Genomic DNA, 21,568 nt, shown 5'->3' with positions numbered 1-21,568 from the left:
CATGGATCGCAAAAAAATTTTGAGAGGCATTGTCTTATCCTTATTGATCAACGGCGGGCTGCCTTTGCTCGTGTATAAGCTGCTGGAAGGCCGGATGACGGAAGTGGCGGCGCTGTCGATCGCCACCTTGATCCCGTTGGCGGATACGCTGTATCATCTGTCGAGGCATAAAAAACTGGACGTCTTTGCCGCATTTATGGCTATAGGGTTTATTTTAAGTATTCTGGCCGTTCTGCTCGGCGGGGATGAGAAGTTGATTTTGCTTCGGGAATCGTTTGTCACCGGGATTATGGGCCTTATTTTCCTCGGCTCGCTGTTGTTCCCCAAACCGCTCATTTATCACTTTGCCCTGCGGTTTGCCGTCGGAAATAGCGAAGAACGACAATCCGCCTTCGCGGAGAATTGGAAAATTCCGTACATGCGGAAAGTGATCCGCGTCATGACTGCCGGCTGGGGAATCGCCCTGGTCCTCGAAGCGGGCATTAAGTGCATTCTCGTGTACACCTTATCGACCACGGCGTTTTTGGCCGTTTCGAACGTCGTGACGTACGGGATCATCGGGCTTGCCATAATATGGACCGTTGCTTACCGCAGGTCATCCCGTCAACGATTGCTCAAGCTGAAAAATTCCATGTAAATGAAATGACTGGCCTCCATATGGTTTGGTTACTCCTATTTGACGCGCTATTGGTATAACGGGCCGATTTATTTTTTTGCTTTAACCGCTTCGATTCTGCCCTTCTACGTTGTACTCTATCGTTCTTTCAAACACTACATGGAAGCCGGTTGGTTCAGCAAAATACACATGATGCTGGTCTTTTTCATGTTTGTCTTGACATTGATACTGTTCAAAATGGTTGTAATGCCTTTAAGCGATATTGACATCGATTGATGTAATGAAGGAGCAGTTTGCCGCGGCAGCTGCTCCTTCGTTTTTGGTAACCAGGCAATCGTCACTAATACTGAACCGCAATCATCTGATGGCCGTTCAGCTTCGGCAGTACGAACTCGATGCGGCCGTCCGCATTCGAGAAAGACAGCGGTTGATTTTCCGGGACGCAGGTGACGGATTTGGCCTCGCGCGGCACCTTCACGCTGATCTTGACGTCGTAGAGCGGGATGACATCCTCGATAATGTCGATATCGGCGCTGCGGCGCTCGGGTATATAGTGAAGCAGATGAACGACCCAGCGGTTTTCGGCGGATTGTTCGTTAACCGTGGCCAGCATCGTGCTCGGCCCGTCGTGCTTCAGCACCTGCTGCGGCAGCAGCATCCCAAGCGCGTTCAGGAACAGCTGCTTGCACCAGCGCGGCGCGTTTTTCTGATATTGCGTAAAAATCGGATGCGCGAAATAGATGACGCCGCCGTTTTTCACCACGCCCGCATAATCGGCTTCCCCCGAAGACGGCGTCTGCCGGTGGGAGCAGAAATGCCTGTAGTCGCGGTTAAAATACGGTTTGACAACCGGAGCGAGCAGTTCGGTCCCCGGAGCCGCCTCGACCTCTACGCCTTTCAGATACATCGCATGCTCCGTCTCCGGCAAGCCGCGGCCGATCTCGCCCTGCGGCAAAATATAGTCGACGTAATCGCCTCTGACATAATGGACGCCCCGCACCAAGTTGCCGTCCAAATCGCGGGTTTGCCGCTCCTTCAGCTTAACGCCGAGCCGCCCCCACGCGACGCTGTCGCCCTTCTCATTCAGGCCCGACTCGAACGAAGCGATCACCGCGCCGCCGCCGGATACGTAATGGTCCAGCTTTTTCGCAAGCTCCGCGGATACCGGTATGTTGTCCGGCAGGATCAGCACCTTGTACCGGGAAAAATCGCTCCCGCTGTCGACGATATCGAACTGATGGGCGCTTTCCTGCAGCATGCGGCAGGCGCCCATCGCGGCCGGCGGCATTCTCAGCTCCTTCTCGCTGAACTCCTCCGGCGTCATGACGGCGATATCGCTGATCGCTTTGGCTCCTCGGCACCACGGCTCCTTTTTCTCCACCTGGCTGTACACCGCGCCGATCAGATCGTACACCGCAGCGGAGATGTTTCCGTTCGGGTCGAGCTGGTCGCCGATGCTGCATTTGGCGTTCAGCGAAAGCATGTTGAAGCATTCGAACTCGAGCGCCGCCTGGTTTTTGAACGAGTGGAAATCGCCCCAGGACGTGTGGAATTTGCCCGTCATGCCGAGGCAGTCGGGCCCGAGATTGCGCGCGTAGCGCATGGCGAGCGGGAAATGCATATATCCCCAGCCGCCGCTCGGCAGCGACTCCAGCTCGAAATGGCTGAACGCGTCAGCCGCAGCTTTGTCGGCAACGCCGACATGCCCTTTGTTGTAAAAAATCGTGCAATCCTTGTTGTACTCCCTGATAAACGAAGTCATATCGCGTTTGAAATCGTCCATCATCTCCGTCGCGTAAAGCAGCCGGTCGGACGCGCTGCGCGGGTCAAGCCCCTTTTCCACCATGCCGGCGCGGCAGTAATTGCAGGAGCACTCCTCGGTTTTCACGATATCGTAAAAAAGGCCGTCCACTTCGAACATGTCCAAAATTTCTTTCGTATGCTGTTTCAAAAAATCGCGGTACGGCGTATTCACGCAAAGGTGGCGGTAGAAGCCCGCCTCGTAAATCGGAGTGCCCTTCGGATGCCCCTGCTCGTCAAGTGCGATCCACTCCGGATGCTGCTGTGCCGTAAAATGGTCCCACTGCACCGTAATGTAAATCGGAACGCGGATGTTCCGTTTATGGCAAGCCTCGATCTGCTCCTTCAGCAGATTTTTATTCGCAAGATGGGGATGAACGCGTTCCGGATGCGCTTTCGAATCGTAATAAATCATGCCGTGGTGGCATCTTGCAAAACAGGTGATCGAATCGACCCTCGCTTTCTCCAGCGTCTCCGCGAACTGTTCCGCATCGAATGCGGAGCCGATCCCCGGAATATCCGGGCTTGTGTGGAAATCGAGATGCACTTGTCTGAACCTGAGTTCGGTCGTCATAGAGCCAAGGTCCTCCTTTTTTTGCTATCTGTAAAGATTATGGCAACCTTGGCCCCTTTTTGAAATGAACAATGCTAATATGATGTTGCCCAAAACTAAGGTATGGCTCTTCGCATGTCGCCCTCCGGCATGACGATTGCCTCGTCATAAAGTCCATTTCTCAATGATGGCGACAGCTGCATCCATGACCATCTCATCTTCGGTTGCATACGCCATGTCCTTCAGCCGCACCATGCCTCGGCTCGCCTCGGCTTCGCCGATCAGTATAACAAAACGCGTCCCCTTGGCTGCGGCACTTGCCAGCAGCTTTTTCAACTTGCGCCGGCTTCCGTCAAGCCGCGTGCGAATTCCCGCTTGTCTCAATTTGGCTGTCGCCGCAAGCGCTTCGGAGAGCGCATCTCCGATAGGAACAACCAGTACCGCGGCATCCGGTTCGGGAAGCCCGCGCGCTTTCAGCAGCTCCATGATCGATTCGATGCCAAACGAGATGCCGACCGCCGGGTAGTTTACGTCCTCCCTGCCGACGAGCTTGCCGATGATCGCATCGTAGCGTCCGCCGCTGCCGAGACTTGACGGATAAGCGCCTGAGGCGTCAAATATTTCATAAACCGTCCCCGTGTAAAAGGACAAGCCGCGGGACAGAAACGGATCGAACACGCATGTTCCGGCAAGTCCGGTTTTGTCCAGAATCGCTTGCAGCGCCTCTACCTCGACCGCTCCCCCGCTATCCGCGAGTCCGTATTTTCGCGCGATCGCTTCATAGGTCGGTTCGTCAAGGCCGATCAGTTCCAGCACCGCTTCACCTGCGGCGGCTCCGAGCCCTTTATCAAGCAGCTCGTTTGTCACTCCCGCGATTCCGATCTTGGCCAGTTTGTCCAGCGTCAGCATGACCGAGAGAAGCTCGTTTTCGGGTATGCCGATGCTCGATAAAATTTCGCCGAGAAATCGCCGATTGTTCCAACGGATGACGATGTCGATATCCAGCCTGCCGAATGCATCGGAAGCAAGCTGTATCAGTTCGGCTTCCGCCTCGGGTCCCGCAATGCCGACCACGTCCGCATCGCACTGGGTAAACTCGCGCAGACGTCCGTGTTTCACCGGACCGTCGCGGAATACTTTGCCGATTTCGTACCGTTTGAACGGCAGCTCCATCCCGGGATTCATCGCCGCCACCTTCGCAAACGGAATCGTCAAGTCATAACGCAAGGCCAGTTCTCTTTTTCCCTGATCGCTCAAGCTGTACATCTCCCGCAAAATCTCGTCTCCGCCCGCATACTTCGAGGCGAGCAGCGCTTTCTCATTTAACGCCGGAGTTTCCATGGAGTCGAAATCGTAAAGCTCAAACATCCGCTCAAGATCTCTTTGAACTTTTCTTCGGAGCGCCTGTTCCGCACCCCGGTAGTCGTACGTTCCTTTGACATTTTGCATGTAAATTCTCCTTTCGTTTATCCCATTGAGGGGGCACATCCCCTAAATCGTGGGTCCCCTCTAAATCGTGGGGTCCCCCCCTCAATCCCCTCAACGGGGGGACCCCAGGTATACCAAGCGCAATGCTGTCAGCTTAAGCGGGAACATAGCGGAACTATAGTTCGCTAAGTGGGGCGATTTCGGGCATTTTTGGAAATTAACGGAACTCAGGTGCGCTATTTGCCTGTTTCTCCACTCCTCAAGCCATTTTTCACCGATTTAGCGCATCTCAGTTCCTCTATTTTTTCGATGAGCCCATTTTTCTGAAATTAACGAACATGTGTTCCGCTATTTTTATTAACAATTAACTTTCGAGGAATAACAGTTCCAACTGTCCTTCACTATTGTGCGATGCAGCCGCATAAGCAACTGCATAGATCGGCACGATTCGGCTAAGGCCGAATTGGTGCCGGATCGCAGCTAAGTAACCACAACAAACATACACAAACACTCAACAAAGACGATAACCGGCAACCAACTTACAACATTAACTGGCAGTAACTATCAATCAAAAACTGAAAACAAATCGAGTAGGCCCATGAATGAATTCATGGGCCTCTCACAGAACCGGACGTGCGGGTCATCGCATCCGGCTCCTCCGCGCTTATCCCCGCTGGGGATGATGTTCATTATAGATGTCTACGAGAAAAACGAGACCTCTTTCTCTGAACCAATCGTTTGGCATTGCAACACTGGCTGGCTTGGATAGCGAGCTTCTCCATGCGAACATACGCATCTTGGGAAGCTCTCCCCTCCACTTATTCTTTCTTAGTGCCCTGTAGAAGTTCTTCGGCTTTTTCCAGCTCCGCAACTGTACCATCCGGAGCCTTCTCCTTATCCATGCATCGTACTCTCTCATCAGACTTCCTACGTTGCCCCAGCCAAAATAGCTACCCCATCCACGTAAATATGGATTCAACTTCTTTCGGATCAGCTGTTCCACATTCACCGTTTGGTTCCGCCGCGTAATTGCTTTCACGCGTTCTTTAAATTTCTGTTTGGCTTTCGAGGATGGAGTAACCCAAAATCCCGGTTTAAACTCATGACCTAGGAACATAAAGGACTGTTCCAAGTTGTTCACGATCTTGGTTTTCTCCGGGTGTACTTTGAGCCCAAGCTCTTGTTCCAGTAGACGAATAACACCTTGGAGTACCCTCTCTGCCCCCTTTTGGGATTTGCAGCAGATCACAAAATCATCGGCGTACCGTGTTATACGGTGCTTCCGTTCAGTCATGAGCTTATCCAGCGGGTTTAGGTAGATATTCGCCAAAAGCGGACTAATAACCCCACCCTGTGGACTTCCTTGCTCGTTCAGGTGAAAACTTCCGTTCTCCATGACTCCGGACTTTAAGAAGCTTTCTATGAGCTTTAGGACACTACCATCCACCACTTCTTCCTTGACGGCCTTAAGCAACTTGTCATGTGGAATGAGATCGAAATACGATTTCAGGTCGGCGTCGATCACATAAACGTATCCATCCATGAGATCTTTCCGAATGTTCTCCAGCGCCATGTGTGCACTGCGTCCCGGGCGAAACCCAAAACTACACTCCATAAATGTCGCCTCGTAAATCGGTTCGAGGATTCGGCGGGTCGCCGCCTGTACTACGCGATCGCGAATTGCGGGTATCCCGAGCGGCCTTTGACCCCCATTTTCCTTGGAAATGTACATGCGCCTGACCGGCATCGGCTTGTATGCCTTCGCCCGCAGCTCCTGCTGAAGCGTTCTTAAGTTACGCTCCAGTTCACTCTCGAATACCTTTATGGTCACTCCGTCTACTCCCGCTGCTCCCCGGTTGCGCTTGACCTCCCGGAATGCCTCCTCAAGGTTCGGCATCGCCCATATCTTGTCGATGAGGCTGTGCCATCTGCGTTTTCTCGGGACTTCTACTCCCTCACGAAAGCCTACCTCTCCTTTTCCTTCCTTCATGTCTCGTGTTCCTTCCCTTTCAGTTTCCGGACGTATAGCTAATCTTTCAGCCTTTCCGGTTCCCCTTCGGTACTCCGCCCCAGACGGCCTACCCTTTTGTTCAGCCCCGGCTCTTCGCTCTTCTTGGCTCCCCGGCTTCTGTCTGGCACATGACGGCTTCCTAGGTGGTTATGCTTTTCTTCCACGGTTCCGGGCTTCGCACCAAGTCTTTGCCTTTTGGGTCTAAGCTTGCACCGACAACGTTGGTGTCGGTTCACTTGCCATTGCGGCTTTTCCGGCAAGCTTTCTCACTACTATCCCTTCGTATGACTGCTCACCATCCATCATTCTGTCTTAGCCCTATAAGCCTTGAAAAGAGTTTACCGCTATGCGGAAGACGATAAGCCCTCCTTGGGTCACGTCATCGTCTTTCCCCCGAATCCAGTCCTCCTAACTTTCGAAGCCTATGGTGGTATAGGACGTCCCCTTCTCTTGCAGGGTTATCCGGCTTCGCCAGCCAACATGGTTCATGCCGCCTGTTCCGGGTTTTGCCTTCTGATCCTCCGCACCCTCCCTTACGGCCAGAGCACTACCAGTCGGCTATGCGCTTCCGCCACCCCGCGGTGCGCTCGGGACTTTCACCCGTTAGTACGATGCGCTGCCAAGCGCACAAAAGCGCAGGACCTCTTGGTCCTGCGCGCAGATTGTTGACAAAGCCCCGGTTTTTCGGGGCTTTTGTAGGATCATTTTTTGAATTTAGCCCTAAAAATAGAAGATCGCCTCTTATCCGGCCCTTTTAGCCAGGATATTGGCGATCTTTTTAATGTTTTGACATAGTGCAGTCAGTAATGCTTGCTGCTGCACTTTGTTTCGGCCGCGGAACCGGCAGTAGCGAAGCCCATGGAGCTCTTTGGCATCCGCGAAGCTTCGCTCAATCGTCTGGTATCGTAAGCGGTAGAGATATTTGCCGGACTTGCTTCTACCGTTTTGTTTTACCCACTCTTTACTATCCTGCCATACATGCCTGGTGATGACTTTTTGGTGATTCCGGGACCGGGTACATTCTTTGAGCATGGGGCAGTTCGCACAATGATTCGGATCCGACTTATACTGTCTGTAGCCTTCGCGATCCGTTGTCGTATATTTCAATTCGTGTTTTTGTGGACATATATACACATTGTTCTCCGCATCATACTTAAATCGCCACTTAGCCATTAATCCTTTAACTGGGGTAAAGGCTCTACCTCCGATGACCGCGTATATTTTCTTGTCTTGAAGCTTTTTGCAAATGTGCGACGTGAAGTAACCTGCATCCAGTGCGACGGCTTCCAGTGTTTTTTCGAATTTAAACTTCTTGATGATATGTTCCAAACGCTCTATGTAAGGGACAGAATCGTGAACATTGCCGGCAGTGACGTGGACATCCATGATGATGTTGTATTTGTGGTCGACGGTCCGATGATCGAGATAGAAAAAGCCTTCCGGCTTACCGTCCCGCACCATATAACCGCTCTCCGGATCGGTTGTGCTTACCTTCGTTAGTTTGGTTTCTTCCACCTCCTCTCGTGGCTTTAAAGCTTTTTTCCATGAGCCTCGCGATCGGCACGAATTGCTTCGTCCAGTTCTTCCATGTAGGCCTTCGTACTCTTGGTTACTTCCTCTTGAACAAACTTTCGTTTATTCGCATTGGCCTTAAGATGAGTTGAGTCGGTGATAAGTACCCGACCGGCAACGAGACGATGTTGAATAGCAAGCAGAACGACCCGGTCGAAGATTTGTTGAAGTACATCGCCTTCTTGAAGACGTTCACGAAAGTAGCTAAGGGTGCTATGATCCGGCACGCGATCCTTGAGCCCAAGCCCCAGAAACCATCGATAAGCATTATTAGAGAAAACCTCTCTTTCCAACCGTCGTTCGGAGCGAATGCCGTCAAGATACCCGATCAATAGCATCTTGAAAAGCATGATGGGATCTGCCGAGGGACGTCCATTATCCTCGCAGTAATAAGGACGGACTAAGTCGAGAATAAAGGAAAAGTCGATATGCTTATGTACTTTACGAAGAGGATGATCTGGATGAACCAGTTCCTCGATACACACCAATTCATATTCATTTTGGACATTCGGATTAGAGCGAAGCATAGGATCCACCGCCTTAAGAGTATATTTACATTATAACATATTAACGCGGTAATTTGTTAAAGATATTGAACGAAAAAGTAGCCTGTTGGGTTTTTCAACAGGCTGAGCGCAGGACCTCTTGGTCCTGCGCGCGTGGTATGCTGCAGGGAGGCCAGCGCGAAAAGCGTTAGCCCACCCTGGTAAATTCAGGCGTGCTAACGCTGCTTGTAATGATGAAGTTGTACGAACATCAAGTTAATCATATCGTTCGACCCCTTCGCAAGATTTAAGCTTGATTATATCCAACAGAACGGTGGATTGCAATAGCCGTTTATTTTTTATTACTCCGGATAGTTCGACAACCCTATGAAAAGAAATATTCGGCCTATAATGGCCGCAGCGGTTCCCCTGTATAATTTTTATTCACAGGGGGTTGTTTCTTTTTTAGGAAGCGGTTACATTTTCAGGAATATCCACAACTTGCCGGAAGAAGGGGGTGATTTGAAACGCGGGATAACGGACCGTGTACATGAAAACTGAACGAGAACATCCGATTCAAAGGAGGTATCGGTAATGAAACTGAAAAAGCTCATATGTTCGTCGCTCTTATCTGCCGCCCTGCTTGCAGCCGCCGTTCCGGTCCAGGCGAACGACACGCCGGCGACGCCCGATCCGCTTCCCGCTTTCCCGGGAGCCGAAGGCGGAGGCATGTACACCACCGGCGGGCGCGGCGGAGAAGTGTATGAGGTGACGAATCTGAACGACTCCGGCCCCGGTTCGCTCAGGGATGCGGTCAGTCAAGGCAACCGCACCGTCGTGTTCCGCGTATCCGGCACCGTTATGCTGGAATCGCCGCTTAATATTACCGGCTCGAACTTGACGATCGCCGGACAAACGGCGCCGGGAGACGGAATCGCGGTAGGCAATTATCCGACGTACCTGAAAGCGGACAATGTGATCATCCGCTATATGCGGTTTCGCATGGGCGACAAGTCCCCTTCCGATGCGGACGCCTTTACGATCGATAACCGGAAAAACATCATTCTCGACCACTGCTCGTTTTCATGGGCGATCGATGAGGTATTGTCTCCGCAAGGCGTCGACAATTTAACGGTGCAGTGGTCCATCGTCGGCGAAGCGCTGCACATGTCTCGCCACGAAAAAGGGCGCCACGGCTTCGGCGGCTTGTGGGGAGCCGGCAACAACACGTACCACCACAATATTTTGGTGCATAACAGCAGCCGGAACCCCCGTTTCAAAGGGAGAACGGAAGAGGACAAACGCAATCTCGACTACCGCAACAACGTCGTTTACAACTTGAATTATAAAACCGCATACGGCGGCAACAGCGCGAACATCAACATGATCAACAACTATAACAAATACGGCCCCGACACGGTGCTGGACAAAAGAGATCTCGTGCTCGACGAAGTCGGCGACATCGGCAACTGGTACATCAGCGGCAACTATATCGACGGTTCCCCGAGCGTGACAGCGGACAACTGGCTCGGCGTTCACGATTTTACTTCCGGCAACGTGAAGCTGGCCGAACCGGTGCCCGCAGCGCCGGTAACGACCCATACGCCGGAGGAAACGTATGACCTTGTGCTGGGCGGCGCCGGGGCGATTTTGCCGAAACGCGATTCCGTTGACGCCCGCATCGTCGCCGATATTCGCAACCGTACGGGGCGGCAAATCAATTCGCAGAGCGAAGTCGGCGGCTGGCCGGAGCTGAAGAGCGGCCCGGTGCCTGCGGATTCGGATCATGACGGCATGCCGGACGATTGGGAGACCCCCCATGGGCTGAATCCGGGAGATGCTGCAGATCGCAACGGGATTGCCGCGAACGGATACACGAATTTGGAAAATTACCTGAACTCCATAATCGGCAGCGGCTCGCAAAACCCGGAGGTGCGCATCACGTCCCCTGCGATCAATACGATAACGGATGCGGGCAGCGCAATAACGATCGAAGCGAATGCATCGGATCCGGACGGTACCGTCAGCAAGGTGGAGTTTTACAACGGTGACGTCAAGATGGGCGAGGACGATAACGCTCCGTTCCAATTCACGTGGGCCAACGTTCCGGAGGGCACCTATTACCTGATCGCCAAAGCGATCGATAACAGCGGAACGTCCACCGATTCTGCGGCGGTGCCGGTGCACGTCAACGGCTTCGGAGACATCGCGCCCTGGAACGCCACGGATGTAGGCCACCCGGGCTTGCCGGGTCATGCCAACCTGAACGACGGCGTGCTGACGCTGAAAAGCGCAGGCAACCTTTCCGGCCCAGGCGGGGACGAGTCGTTCCAATTCGTCTACCAAAAGCTGGCCGGCGACGGCGAGCTGAGCGCCCGGATCGATAAAATTACGCACACGACTCCGCTGGCCAAAGCCGGTGTGATGATCAGGGAGAAGCTGACGCCGGGCGCGCGTATGGCGATGATGGGCCTTGCCGTACGGGGCGACGGCCACGTGGCGGAATTTTACACGAGAGACACCGAAGGAGGCAGCATGGCGGAAACGCCGCCGCTCCCGTCGATCAATCCGCCGTATTACGTGAGAATCGTCAAATTCGGCCATACGGTGACCGGCTACATGTCGCTCACCGGAACGACGTGGACACCTGTTGCTTCCATGCAGCTGGATGCGGACGAAGTGTACATCGGGCTGATGGCGGATGCGGCCAAGGAAAACAACCTGATCGAAAACTACAACAAATCGCTGTTTTCTCAAATGAATTTCGCGAAATTCGATCCGATTCCTTACAAGGCGACGGGTGTCAGCGTGTCGAGAAGCGAAGCGGACTTGCAAATTACCTGGTCTCCGGCGGAAAGAGCGACCGCTTATCAGGTGAAGCGCAGCCTGACGCCAAGCGGACCGTACACGACGATAGCGACGGTTCCCGCTACGGAATATACGGATACGCAGGTCGAACCGGGTGTGAACTATTTTTACGTGATCAAATCCGTCAACTCCTATGGCGAAAGCATAGAAAACTCGGAGGAGCGCAATGGGGCGCTGCTCGGAACTCCGGCCGCGGTTTTCCTGATTAACGACGATTTCGAAAACGCGGTGAACGGCACGATTCCGGTAGGCTACGATACAAGGCCCACCCCGGGAACGGATATCAACAAGGTGATGGTCGATGCGGTACCGCCCGCCCCTGCGGGCAACAGTTCCGGCAAGCTGCTGAACCTTTACGACAACAATACCGGATCCACGCAAACAAGGGCGTCTAGGAAATTCCCGGAACAAACGGGCACCGTCATCGCCGAAGTCGACGTCATGCAGAAGGACGGGGCCGATTACCCGAGGGTGCTCCGGCTGCTCGATACGGCGTTCGGCAAGCAGTACGTCGAGATTTTCACGGGATATGGGGCGGGCTGTCCGACCGAATACTGCTTCTATTACCGCAATACGGACACAAGCAACGGGAAAGCGGTGCCGCTGCCGAAGAACAACGAGTTTAAGCCGAATACATGGTACCATGTGAAAGCGGTGGCCGATATTAAAACGCAAATGGTCGAAGTGTTCATAGACGGCGTTTCGACGGGCACCGTTCCGTTCCACAAGGACAGAGGCTGGCCCGACGCCGCCAAATTAAGCGCGATCGACTTCCTGTCGTCCGCCAAAAACGCGGTGAACGAGTACCTCGATAACATCCGGGTCGGCGTCCCGGCGCTGAGCGCGCCGGGCGGAGTGACCGCAGCGGTGTACGGCAATGCGGCGCAAATCAGCTGGAACGCGGTAACGGATGCGCTCTCGTATAACATTTACCGTAAAGACAGCGAAGCCGGACGCTTCAGGCTGATCGCTTCCGGTCAAACCGGACTCGTCTACACGGACAAAGGGTTGCCTTACGACCAAACTTACATTTATGCGGTAGCGGCGGCGAACAGCACGCTCGAAGGCGCTTATTCCGACCCGGTATCCGTCACGCCGGCCGGTCCGCTTGTCATCAAGCTGGACCAGCAAAGCGGCTCCGTCACCGAAGCGACTTATAAGGTAACCGGAAGCGTGAACAGAGCGGCGGCGGTAAAAGTAAACGGCAAGCCGGCAACAGTCGGAGCGAATTTGAAGTTCGCGGCCACGCTGCAGCTTGAGCAGGGCGACAATGCGATTAAAGTCGAAGCGGTCGACACAAACGGAATTTCCGCCGAGCCGGTGTCCATCACGTTGTTCGTCGACTCCATCCCGCCGGCGCTTCGCCTCGATCAGCGCAGCGTTTCGGTCAATACGGCGGTCTATTCCATCTCCGGTAAGGTCAGCGAGCCGTCCAACGTATGGATTAACGGCGCCGAAGTTCCTGTCGACGCGAACCTGCGGTTTGCGCGGACCGTCCGGCTGCTGGAAGGCGCGAACGAATTTACGGTGGAAGCCGCCGACCTGCTCGGCAACAAGGCGACCCCCGCTAAGCTGATCATCACCTATGACATCACTCCTCCGGCCGTCACCATCACAAATCCGCGGATCGGCAACCAAGGTATGGACGATCGGTCACCGGAAGGAGATTATACGATCAAAGGCAAGCTGAGCGAGCCGGGGACCGTAACGGCGAACGACATCGCCGCCGTCGTGAACCCGGATCTCACCTACTCCGTTGTCGTACCGCTGAAGCAAGGCCGCAACCGGATTACGGTGCAGGCGACCGACACGGCCGGCAACCTCTCGACGCCTGTCGTTTGGGAAGTCGTTGCGACACAGCACGGGCATAACAAGTAAAATCATCCGTGCAAAAACGAAGTCCCGATCGGCACAAATCCGTTCGGGACTTTGCTTATTATGGATACGTCTGCGAATCTCCGAGGCGACCCTGGCCGGAAAGTCTAAATCGAAATCAAACATGGATCATTTTACCAGCTGCCTGATCCCGGTATCCGCAGCCCGCTGAACGGCATCGATCAACCGGTGAACCTCCAAAGCGGTGCGAAAATCAGGTGCCGTATGCGAGTTGTCCTGAAGATCGGCTGATATTTGCCGATACAGACCGGCAACGTTGTAGGCCGGACCGGGAGCCAGTGCGGCGGGCAGCGCGATGTATTGCTCCGGAACGGGCAGAACTTCGAGGTTTTTGCTGCGCTGCGTCCCCTTTACCGTAAAGGAATCGATTTGAAACATAAAGTTATCGTTCGACTGCAGCACCAAGTCCCCTTCTTCCGGAAGCGCCAGCAGCGCTGGAACATGCGCAAGCCCTCCCCATGTGCCGTTCGTGCTTGCTCCGATGATGCCGACTCCTATTTTTTTCATGACATTAACACTCCTTAATTATCGTTTGATCTGGTATGATGATTACCATTACGATAAAACAAAGAACAAATTCATGTAAGCAGGCACTTTTTGGTTCGTAGGAAAGTGCCCGTTCCAGCAAGGGAGAGGGAGGGCATCCCGGATTGGCTCTCCGATTCCGGATTGGCTCTCCGAGGTTCCTTATCTGATCAGAAAATGATCGCGTGGGCGCATGGTTTGAAATGATCGCATCGAGGTGAATTCTATGATAATTCGGGAGCAGTGTACCTGCCCGTTAGAGGTTGTTCATGACATTATTAAAGGCAAATGGAAAACAATGATCATCTTTCAATTGAAGGATGGGAATACGTCCTTGGCTCAATTGGAGCGGGATATCGACCAAATCACCCAAAAGATGCTGCTGCAGCATTTAAGAGAACTGCAATCTTGCGGAATCGTGGATAAAATCAAAACCGAAGGATATCCGCTGCATGTAGAATACTTTCTTACCGAACGCGGGAGAAAGCTGTTGGACGCGGTACTGATCATGCAGGAGATAGGTATCGAGTACATGGTGGAATGGGGTCAAACCGAACTTCTAGACCGCAAAGGCATCAGCTACAAGATCTAAACTTATTACACCCATACCCACAAAAAAGTGGGTAATTCACGGCTCATTACATCGAGACTATAATACTTTTAGAAACTCACTAACTACAAGTAAAGGAGCCGTGTACCATGAATACAGCGTTAGTATTGGTAGACATTCAGAAAGATTATTTCCAGGGAGGCAGAAATGAATTAGCCAATACCGATCAAGCGGCAGCCCATGCTCAAGAAGCATTGGCGCTGTTCCGGGAAAAGCGGTTGCCGATCGTTCATATTCAGTGCATTCTATTGGAAAAAAATGCAACGTTTTTTCTTCCCGATACGGAAGGCATTGCAATTCATGAACGGGTAAGTCCCCAAGCTGGCGAAAAAGTGATCGTTAAACATACTCCGGATAGCTTTTTTCAAACGGAATTGCATCAGAATCTTGAATCAATGAAAGTATCCCGGCTGGTCATTGGCGGCATGATGAGCCACATATGCATCGATTCGACCGTGAGAGCCGCACATCGCTTGGGTTATGAAGTCATATTGCTCGACGATGCGTGCACCACCAGAGATTTGGTATGGAACGATACGGTGATTCCTGCAAAAACCGTTCATGATACTTTTATGGCATCATTGCAAGGTACCTTTGCCCAAGTAACGGACACTGGCAGCCTTCACAAGATGATTTAATTTTTTCATTGAAGTGAAGTAAACTTTGGCAGCAACTGATAAGAGCCGCCTCGTATGAACGGGTACCCACAGTCTGAACGCTTGAAAAGGTGCGGGTTATGGGTACCTTTTTGTATACCGGAGAAAGCAACGGAAGAATTATGCGAACATCGGGAGAAAATGAGCGGGTTGAAATTAACGACATCCCCTTTGTTCCGAAGTTGTAACGGATTTCACCCGCTGACGTTGTCCCGATTTCATCAAGAAGCTAAGCAGAACCGCATACATCGCGGACAAGACCAGGACAAACTCGAGCGCGACGGAAAAAGCGTATGCATAACGGGCATGAGCATCGGCTAAATCGGAATGATTATCCAAGGCCCGGTAGAAGAAGATCCCGACGAAACATACGCCAAGCGCCGTACTGAGCTGGGTCGTTCCCGCTTGGCCTGAAACAATTCAATCATCCTGCACTTGGCAAACTTAAGTTCGAGCACCAATCGCTTACGATAGCGGATCATCCCGACTTAAAAGCTACCGTGTATATTCCGGCATCGGATGACGAAACCAGGTAAAAGCAGCGGTACAGAAACCCGAAGCCGCCGCCGGATCGGTCGGGCGGCTTCGAGGACAAACAGGGCTGTCGTTGTTAACTTTACCCGTGTCTTCTTTGAAAATCCGCCATGAAATCGGCAAGCGCCCGGCATGCTTCGGCGGGCACCGCGTTATAAACGGAAGCGCGCAAACCTCCGACGCTCCGGTGTCCGGCCAGCCCCTCGAAGCCGTGCCGCTCCGATTCCTTGACGAACAGCCGCTCGAGCTCCCCGTCCGCCATTCTCCACGTCACATTCATGTGCGAACGGTCGGGGACATCGATGATTCCTTTGTAAAAACCTGCGCTGGCATCAATGACGCGGTACAGCAAATTCGCCTTGTCCGCGTTGAGCTGCTCCAGCCGCTCCAAGCCCCCTTGCCGCAACGTCCATTTCAGGACCAGGTTCATCATGTAAATGGTGTGTACCGGCGGAGTGTTATACAGCGACTTGTCTTTGACGAACGTCTCGTATCGCAGAATCAGCGGTATGCTTTTGGACAGGCGGGGCAGCAGGTCTTCCCGGATAATGACCGCCGTGACGCCGGCCGGTCCGAGATTTTTTTGCGCTCCGGCGTAGATCAGGGCGAACTTCCGGAAATCCATGCGCCGGCTGAGTAAATCGCTGGTCATATCCGCGATCAGCGGAATGTCCCCGGTTTCCGGCAGCTCGTTATACCGCGATCCTTCGATCGTGTTGTTGGTCGTGATGTGAAGATACGCCGCATTCGCCGCCGGACGAATCCCGCTCGCCTGCGGAACGCTGCGCCACCCCGCGTCCTTCGAGCTTGCCGCAATATGCGTCTCACCTACATAGGCGGCTTCGTTACAGGCTTTTTCCGCGAAGCTGCCGGTCAGCGCGTAGCTGCCGGCGGTACCTGGCGCGAGCAGGTTTAACGGCACGAGCGCAAACTGCGTGCTGGCTCCGCCGCCCATAAACAGCGCGCGGTACCCTTTTTCCAGGCCGAGCAGCTCAAGAAGGAGCGCCTGCGTCTCCTCATTAAGCTCCTCCACCTGCCGGCTCCTGTGGGACATTTCCATCAGGGACAATCCCGCCTCCCGGTATTCCACCAATTCCTTCTGAGCTTGCTCCAGCACCTCCAGCGGCAGCGCAGCCGGTCCCGGATTGAAGTTGTACAGCCTTTTGACCATGATCGTTTCCTCCTCGATTAACGTTTTTGAAAACACAAAGAGCGCCCTCGTCCGATTGGGACGAGGAGCGCTCTGCTCGCGGTGCCACCCAATTTGAGAAACGTCCCCGCAGGACGTCTCCCCTCTTTGGTTCCGCGATAACGGGCGGGCCCGGTTAACTTAGAATAGCTTGCTCCGGCCATTCTTGGCGAAAACGCCTCCGAGTTGGATGCTCTTCATAGGCATGATCACAATTTGATATTACGCTAATCATATTCCGTAAATGCCTGCGCGTCAATGCTTATTTTCGAAGATGGGCGGGTCGGACGCGAATATGTTGCCGCCGCTCTTAAAGCCGCCGCCGTCCTTCCGTACGGTCGGAGCAGCCGGTTATGTTTCCGATGCCGCGGCCGGTTTGGCCCGCGTCATCACCCCTCCGAACAGCAGCAGCAGACCGCTCGCCCAAAATATCGCGGTCACCCCCGCCACTCCGCCGATCGATCCGAACAGCAGCGGCACGACCAACTGCGATACGCGGTTGAACGTAATGCGCATGCCCAGCACCTCGCCCCGGCGTTCGAGCGGGCTGACCTGGATCGTGTACGACAAGCTGAGCGGCTGCCCAAGTCCGAGACCGGCCCCGAGGATGCAGATAAGTATCGTCAGCACGACCGCAAGCGGTATGGACGGGGTCAGCAGGTAAATAACTCCGCTGATGTACAGCGCCCAGGTCAGCACATTCATCCTGCCGAAGCGGCGAACAAGCACCGGCTGCGTCATGCGGATCGCCATCGAGGCGGCGCCCATCAGCGACAAGATGATCCCGATCTGCGTCGGGCTCAGGTTCAATTTCTCGCCGAGCAGTGGAAAATAAGCGGCGAATATTTCCCGGTTCGACAGCATCAGCCCGCTGATGATGACCGCATTGCGCAAATCGCGCTGCTTCAGCATGCTCCACACGCTGCCGCCTGCCGCGTCCGGGGAGCTGTGCGACTCCGCCGCTCCGCCGGCAAGCTCCCATTTTTCCAGCGATACGAGCCGGACGATCACCATGCCTATGAGCATCAAAACGCTGTTCACCGCATACGAAACCATAAAGCTGTAATGCTCGTACAAAAAGGTGCTCATCGCAGGACCCGCCATGGCTCCAAGCGAGGCGACAAGGCTGAACGTAGCGATTCTTTTCTCGATGTCGCCCGTGACTCCGATCCGCTTTTGCAGCGCGACGACCTGGAACGTAAAAGCCACACCCATAAGCGCCTGGGAAAATACAAAGGTGATGAAATGCGGATAAACGATCGGCGCGACAAGCGACAAAAAGAGACCCGCCCCGCCGAGCGAGACCAGTCTGCGGATGCCGTAGAGATCGATCCACCTGCCGATATGAATGGCCAGCAGCGCCGGCAAAAAAGCAAATACCGATACGATGATGCCGATTTCCGCAGGCGTCGCCCCAAGCTTCGTCGCGTACAGCGATACGACCGGCTTCGTCCCCGAGACGATCAGCTGGTTGATAGCGCTCACAACATAGATGATATAGACGATCATGTTTGAAGTCACCTGATTCCTGGTCGAATAAGCTAATTATAAAGCGGATCGCCGGGGTTGACCATACCCGGAGCCAAATTCGGCGGCTGCAAGCGATCCATTCCAAAAAGGGAACAAATCCCCCAAAAGTGGCGTGAACCTTTGCAGCCTATTCCTGGTACTTTTGGGGGAGCCCCCGGTTATCCGCAAAAATTAGCCCAGCATAATTTCCTAAGCTCCTAAGCAATAAAAAAACGGAGCGTTGGCGGAAAAACACTGTTCCGCTAACACTCCGTTCACTCATCTATATTGCGGACTTTCGAGAGCCATGCAACCTCTACGCCTTAAATCGCCCAGTTGCCTTGGCGGAACAGCGCTTCTTCTGTGCCGTCCGCCGTCACGCCGTCAATATCCATTTCGGCTGAGCCGATCATGAAATCGACGTGTACGATGCTCGAGTTGAGCCCTCGCTCTGCAAGCTCCTGCTGCGCCATTTCCTTGCCGCCTTCAAGGCAGAACGCGTAGGCGTTCCCGATCGCGAGGTGGCTGGACGCATTTTCGTCGAACAGCGTATTGAAGAAGACGATTTGCGTATCGGAGATCGGGGAACGGTGCGGAACGAGCGCCACCTCCCCGAGGTAAGCCGCCCCTTCATCCGTTCCGACCAGCCGCTGCAGCACCTCAAGCCCTTCGGCGGCGGAGATGTTCACGATTTTCCCTTTTTCAAACGTCAGCGAAAAATCCTGAATGAGCCGACCGCCGTAGCTCAGCGGCTTCGTGCTGCGCACGGTCCCGTTCACCCCGTCCTTCTGCGGAGCGGTGAACACTTCCTCCGTCGGCATATTTGCGACAAAGGCGGTTCCCTGCGCATTGACGCTGCCGCCGCTCACCCATATGTGCCCCTGCGGCAGCTCGACGGTCAGATCGGTGCCGGGGCCGCGGTAACGAAGCATGCGGTATTTTTTCGCGTTCAGGAAGTCCGCTTTGGCGTCGAGATTTTGCGTATGCTCCTTCCAGGCACGCACCGGATCTTCCATATTGATCCGCGTAGCTGCGAAGATCGCGTCCCACAAGGCGTTTTCCCTTTCGCTTTCCGCGACGTCGGGAAACACCTTGGCCGCCCAGGCGGGAGAAGGCACCGCGATCACCGACCAGCTGTTTTTGTCCGCCATCAGATAGCTGCGGTATTTTTGCAGCGCCTGGCCTGCGGTTTTATTCGCGTTCGCGATCCGCTGCGGGTCGATGCCGCTGAGCAAATCGGGGTTGGAAGCGATGATCGACAGAAACGCCGCTCCGTTTTCCGCCATGTCCTCCCAGCCCTTGGCCCGCCACTGCGGGTATTCGAGAAACGCTTCGTCCGGAGCCAGCTCGTATTTGATGCGGGTGATGTCGTCGTCGTTCCATTCGATATGTACGTTTTTGGCGCCGGCCTCATACGCTTTTCGGGTCACGATCCGCACAAATGGAGCTGCAGACAGCGGCGCGGTGACCACCAGGGTTTGGCCCTTCTGCACGTTCACCCCTACCTGGACGGCCAAGGCGGCGTATCGCTCCAGTTTTTCCATAAAATCGGTCATGTTACCGCTCCTTCCAAAAAGGCTGCATTCTGTGGATGCAAACGGGTTGGGGCATAAGCCCGGCCCCCGTCTATTCATCCACAGTTATATTGTACCATATTCAAGGATTAACCAAAGATGCCGGGTTCATCCGTTCCATTTGCCGAACCGGCCGTTCCGCTCACCCGGTCGTACTCAAGCCTCGCCTGCTCGACAAGCGGATAATAGCTGTTCGCCCACTCTTTCAGCTGGCGCATATGCGGAATCAGCGTTTCCCCAAGCGGGGTCAGCATGTAATCGACGACGGGAGGCACCGCCGGATGAACCTCGCGGCGGACGAGTCCGTCGCGCTCCAGTTGGCGAAGCGTATGGGTGAGCATTTTTTGCGAAATGCCTTCGATCCGCCTTCTTATTTCCCCGTAGCGTATGCTGCCGCTCTCAAGCGCATAAAGAACAAGCGCCGTCCACTTGCTGGAAATGATCTCAAGCACCTTACTGTAGCTGCAAACCGACAATGAGATGTCCGGCTTCGATTTATTTATCGTGTTCAGCATTTAATTTCCTCCTCCTAAAAGCCGAAATTCGGCGCTGGTCGCAATATTTACTTTTTCGTTCGCTGCGCACGAAAAAGTGCCTACTTACTAAATATTAGTTCATGCATTATTGTATGTCTATACCCCCAATTAAAGGAGAGATGGATCCAATGAAAATATTCGAAATTCAAAACGGCTTCGGCTTGGATAACCTCACGCTTACTGATCGTCCCGTACCCGTTCCCGGCCCGGGAGAAGTGCTTATTCGCATGCGCGCGGTATCGCTGAATGCCCGCGATCTCGGCGTCGTCTCCGGCTTTTACAACCCGGATGCCGCGCTCCCGTTCGTGCCGGTGTCCGATGGCGTCGGCGAAGTGGTTCAGCTCGGCGAGCAGGCCGGCCGTTTCAAGCCGGGGGACCGGGTCAGCGGCATTTTTACGCAGGACTGGATTTCCGGCCCGCTGCAAAAAAGCTACCTGCAGAGCATGCTCGGCGTTCCGAAAGCCGGGATGCTGGCGGAATATGTCGTGCTGCCCGAAGAAGGCCTCGTGCGCGTGCCCGACCATTTGACGGACGAAGAAGCCGCGGCGCTCCCGTGTGCCGGCGTCACGGCGTGGCATGCGATCGTAGAGGAAGGTAAAGTCAAAGCCGGCGATACCGTCGTCGTGCAGGGCACCGGCGGCGTCTCGCTGTTCGCGCTGCAGTTCGCCAAGCTCCAAGGGGCGGCGGTTATCGTCACGTCGAGCAGCAACGAGAAGCTTGAGCGGGCAAAGCGGCTCGGCGCCGATTTTACCGTCAACTATCGGCAAACCCCCGACTGGGACGAGGCGGTGCTCGAGTTCACGGACGGCCGCGGCGCCGATCATGTCGTCGAACTTGGCGGTGCCGCAACGCTCAACCGCTCGGTGGCAGCCGTTCGCCCCGAAGGGCAGGTGAGCCTGATCGGCCTCTTGTCGGGAATGAGCGTGGACGGCTTCAACCTGATTCCCGCTTTTCAGAAAAAAGTCCGGCTGCAAGGCATCAACGTCGGCAGCCGCACGATGTTCGAAGCGATGAACCGTGCCGTCGGCCAAAACAAGCTGCGCCCTGTCATCGACCGCATCTTCCCGTTTGAGCAATCGGCGGAAGCTCTGCGTTACATGGAAAAGGGCACCTATTTCGGTAAGGTTTGCATCCGCATCGCTCCATGACCTGGCCTGCCCTATGCGGAGTATATATTTGAATAAACCTGCCCTTCTCCAGGGCAGG

Annotated in this window: 15 protein-coding genes; 6 read left to right on the top strand and 9 right to left on the bottom strand. The window is 54.2% G+C overall.

Going from position 1 to position 21,568, the window contains the following annotated elements; all coding sequences use genetic code 11:
* Window position 1 precedes the first annotated feature (1 nt).
* Window positions 2-637 (top strand): VC0807 family protein, encoded by a 636-nt coding sequence (locus MYS68_RS03285; protein ID WP_248924453.1) that lies wholly within the window; start codon window positions 2-4, stop codon window positions 635-637.
* 319 nt (window positions 638-956) lie between these two features.
* Here MYS68_RS03285 and MYS68_RS03280 read toward each other — a convergent pair whose 3' ends face one another.
* The 4 genes from MYS68_RS03280 to MYS68_RS03265 form a co-directional block, all read right to left on the bottom strand.
* A complete protein-coding gene (locus MYS68_RS03280) occupies window positions 957-2,990 on the bottom strand; it encodes an alpha-amylase family protein (RefSeq protein WP_248924452.1) in 2,034 nt (677 codons plus the stop codon).
* A gap of 144 nt (window positions 2,991-3,134) precedes the next feature.
* Window positions 3,135-4,418, bottom strand: coding sequence for a histidine--tRNA ligase (locus MYS68_RS03275; RefSeq protein WP_248924451.1), 1,284 nt, complete (start codon window positions 4,416-4,418; stop codon window positions 3,135-3,137).
* A gap of 643 nt (window positions 4,419-5,061) precedes the next feature.
* Window positions 5,062-6,387 (bottom strand): group II intron reverse transcriptase/maturase, encoded by a 1,326-nt coding sequence (gene ltrA / locus MYS68_RS03270; RefSeq protein ID WP_248924450.1) that lies wholly within the window; start codon window positions 6,385-6,387, stop codon window positions 5,062-5,064.
* A 762-nt stretch (window positions 6,388-7,149) separates the two neighbouring features.
* A protein-coding gene (locus tag MYS68_RS03265) for an IS1182 family transposase (protein ID WP_248924449.1) occupies window positions 7,150-8,507 on the bottom strand; the annotation gives its coding sequence in 2 pieces (ribosomal slippage) (window positions 7,150-7,943 and window positions 7,943-8,507; 1,359 coding nt in all).
* Window positions 8,508-9,059: 552 nt separating this feature from the next.
* Between MYS68_RS03265 and MYS68_RS03260 the strand changes: the two genes are divergently transcribed.
* A complete protein-coding gene (locus MYS68_RS03260) occupies window positions 9,060-13,211 on the top strand; it encodes an Ig-like domain-containing protein (RefSeq protein ID WP_248924448.1) in 4,152 nt (1,383 codons plus the stop codon).
* A gap of 126 nt (window positions 13,212-13,337) precedes the next feature.
* Here MYS68_RS03260 and MYS68_RS03255 read toward each other — a convergent pair whose 3' ends face one another.
* Window positions 13,338-13,736 (bottom strand): hypothetical protein, encoded by a 399-nt coding sequence (locus MYS68_RS03255; protein ID WP_248924447.1) that lies wholly within the window; start codon window positions 13,734-13,736, stop codon window positions 13,338-13,340.
* A gap of 244 nt (window positions 13,737-13,980) precedes the next feature.
* Here MYS68_RS03255 and MYS68_RS03250 point away from each other — a divergent pair, with 244 nt between their 5' ends.
* The 3 genes from MYS68_RS03250 to MYS68_RS39025 all read left to right on the top strand — a co-directional run bounded on the left by MYS68_RS03250 (window position 13,981) and on the right by MYS68_RS39025 (window position 15,556).
* Entirely contained in the window at window positions 13,981-14,346 is a 366-nt protein-coding gene (locus MYS68_RS03250; protein ID WP_248924446.1) for a winged helix-turn-helix transcriptional regulator, read from the top strand.
* Window positions 14,347-14,453: 107 nt separating this feature from the next.
* Window positions 14,454-15,002: a cysteine hydrolase family protein gene (locus MYS68_RS03245; protein ID WP_248924445.1), complete on the top strand. Its 549-nt coding sequence runs from the start codon at window positions 14,454-14,456 to the stop codon at window positions 15,000-15,002.
* A 428-nt stretch (window positions 15,003-15,430) separates the two neighbouring features.
* Window positions 15,431-15,556, top strand: a complete 126-nt coding sequence (locus MYS68_RS39025) for an MmyB family transcriptional regulator (RefSeq protein ID WP_420852201.1) — start codon at window positions 15,431-15,433, stop codon at window positions 15,554-15,556.
* An 80-nt stretch (window positions 15,557-15,636) separates the two neighbouring features.
* On the opposite strand, the gene serC is transcribed toward MYS68_RS39025, so the two are convergent.
* The 4 genes from serC to MYS68_RS03225 all read right to left on the bottom strand — a co-directional run bounded on the left by serC (window position 15,637) and on the right by MYS68_RS03225 (window position 20,341).
* The gene (serC, locus tag MYS68_RS03240; RefSeq protein WP_248924444.1) at window positions 15,637-16,725 is read right to left on the bottom strand and encodes a 3-phosphoserine/phosphohydroxythreonine transaminase; all 1,089 of its coding nucleotides are present in this window, start codon (window positions 16,723-16,725) and stop codon (window positions 15,637-15,639) included.
* 369 nt (window positions 16,726-17,094) lie between these two features.
* Window positions 17,095-18,252, bottom strand: a complete 1,158-nt coding sequence (locus MYS68_RS03235; RefSeq protein WP_248924443.1) for an MFS transporter — start codon at window positions 18,250-18,252, stop codon at window positions 17,095-17,097.
* Window positions 18,253-18,575: 323 nt separating this feature from the next.
* Window positions 18,576-19,808, bottom strand: coding sequence for an aminopeptidase (locus MYS68_RS03230; protein WP_248924442.1), 1,233 nt, complete (start codon window positions 19,806-19,808; stop codon window positions 18,576-18,578).
* A gap of 107 nt (window positions 19,809-19,915) precedes the next feature.
* Window positions 19,916-20,341 (bottom strand): winged helix-turn-helix transcriptional regulator, encoded by a 426-nt coding sequence (locus MYS68_RS03225; RefSeq protein ID WP_248924441.1) that lies wholly within the window; start codon window positions 20,339-20,341, stop codon window positions 19,916-19,918.
* Window positions 20,342-20,490: 149 nt separating this feature from the next.
* Between MYS68_RS03225 and MYS68_RS03220 the strand changes: the two genes are divergently transcribed.
* The gene (locus MYS68_RS03220; RefSeq protein WP_248924440.1) at window positions 20,491-21,510 is read left to right on the top strand and encodes a zinc-dependent alcohol dehydrogenase family protein; all 1,020 of its coding nucleotides are present in this window, start codon (window positions 20,491-20,493) and stop codon (window positions 21,508-21,510) included.
* Window positions 21,511-21,568: the final 58 nt, after the last annotated feature.

The sequence above is a fragment of the Paenibacillus hamazuiensis genome (assembly GCF_023276405.1).
In the GTDB taxonomy this organism is placed as follows: Bacteria; Bacillota; Bacilli; order Paenibacillales; family NBRC-103111; genus Paenibacillus_AF; species Paenibacillus_AF hamazuiensis.
The sequence above is the reverse complement of the archived record's forward strand: the minus strand, read 5'-3'. Positions and strand labels throughout refer to the sequence as shown.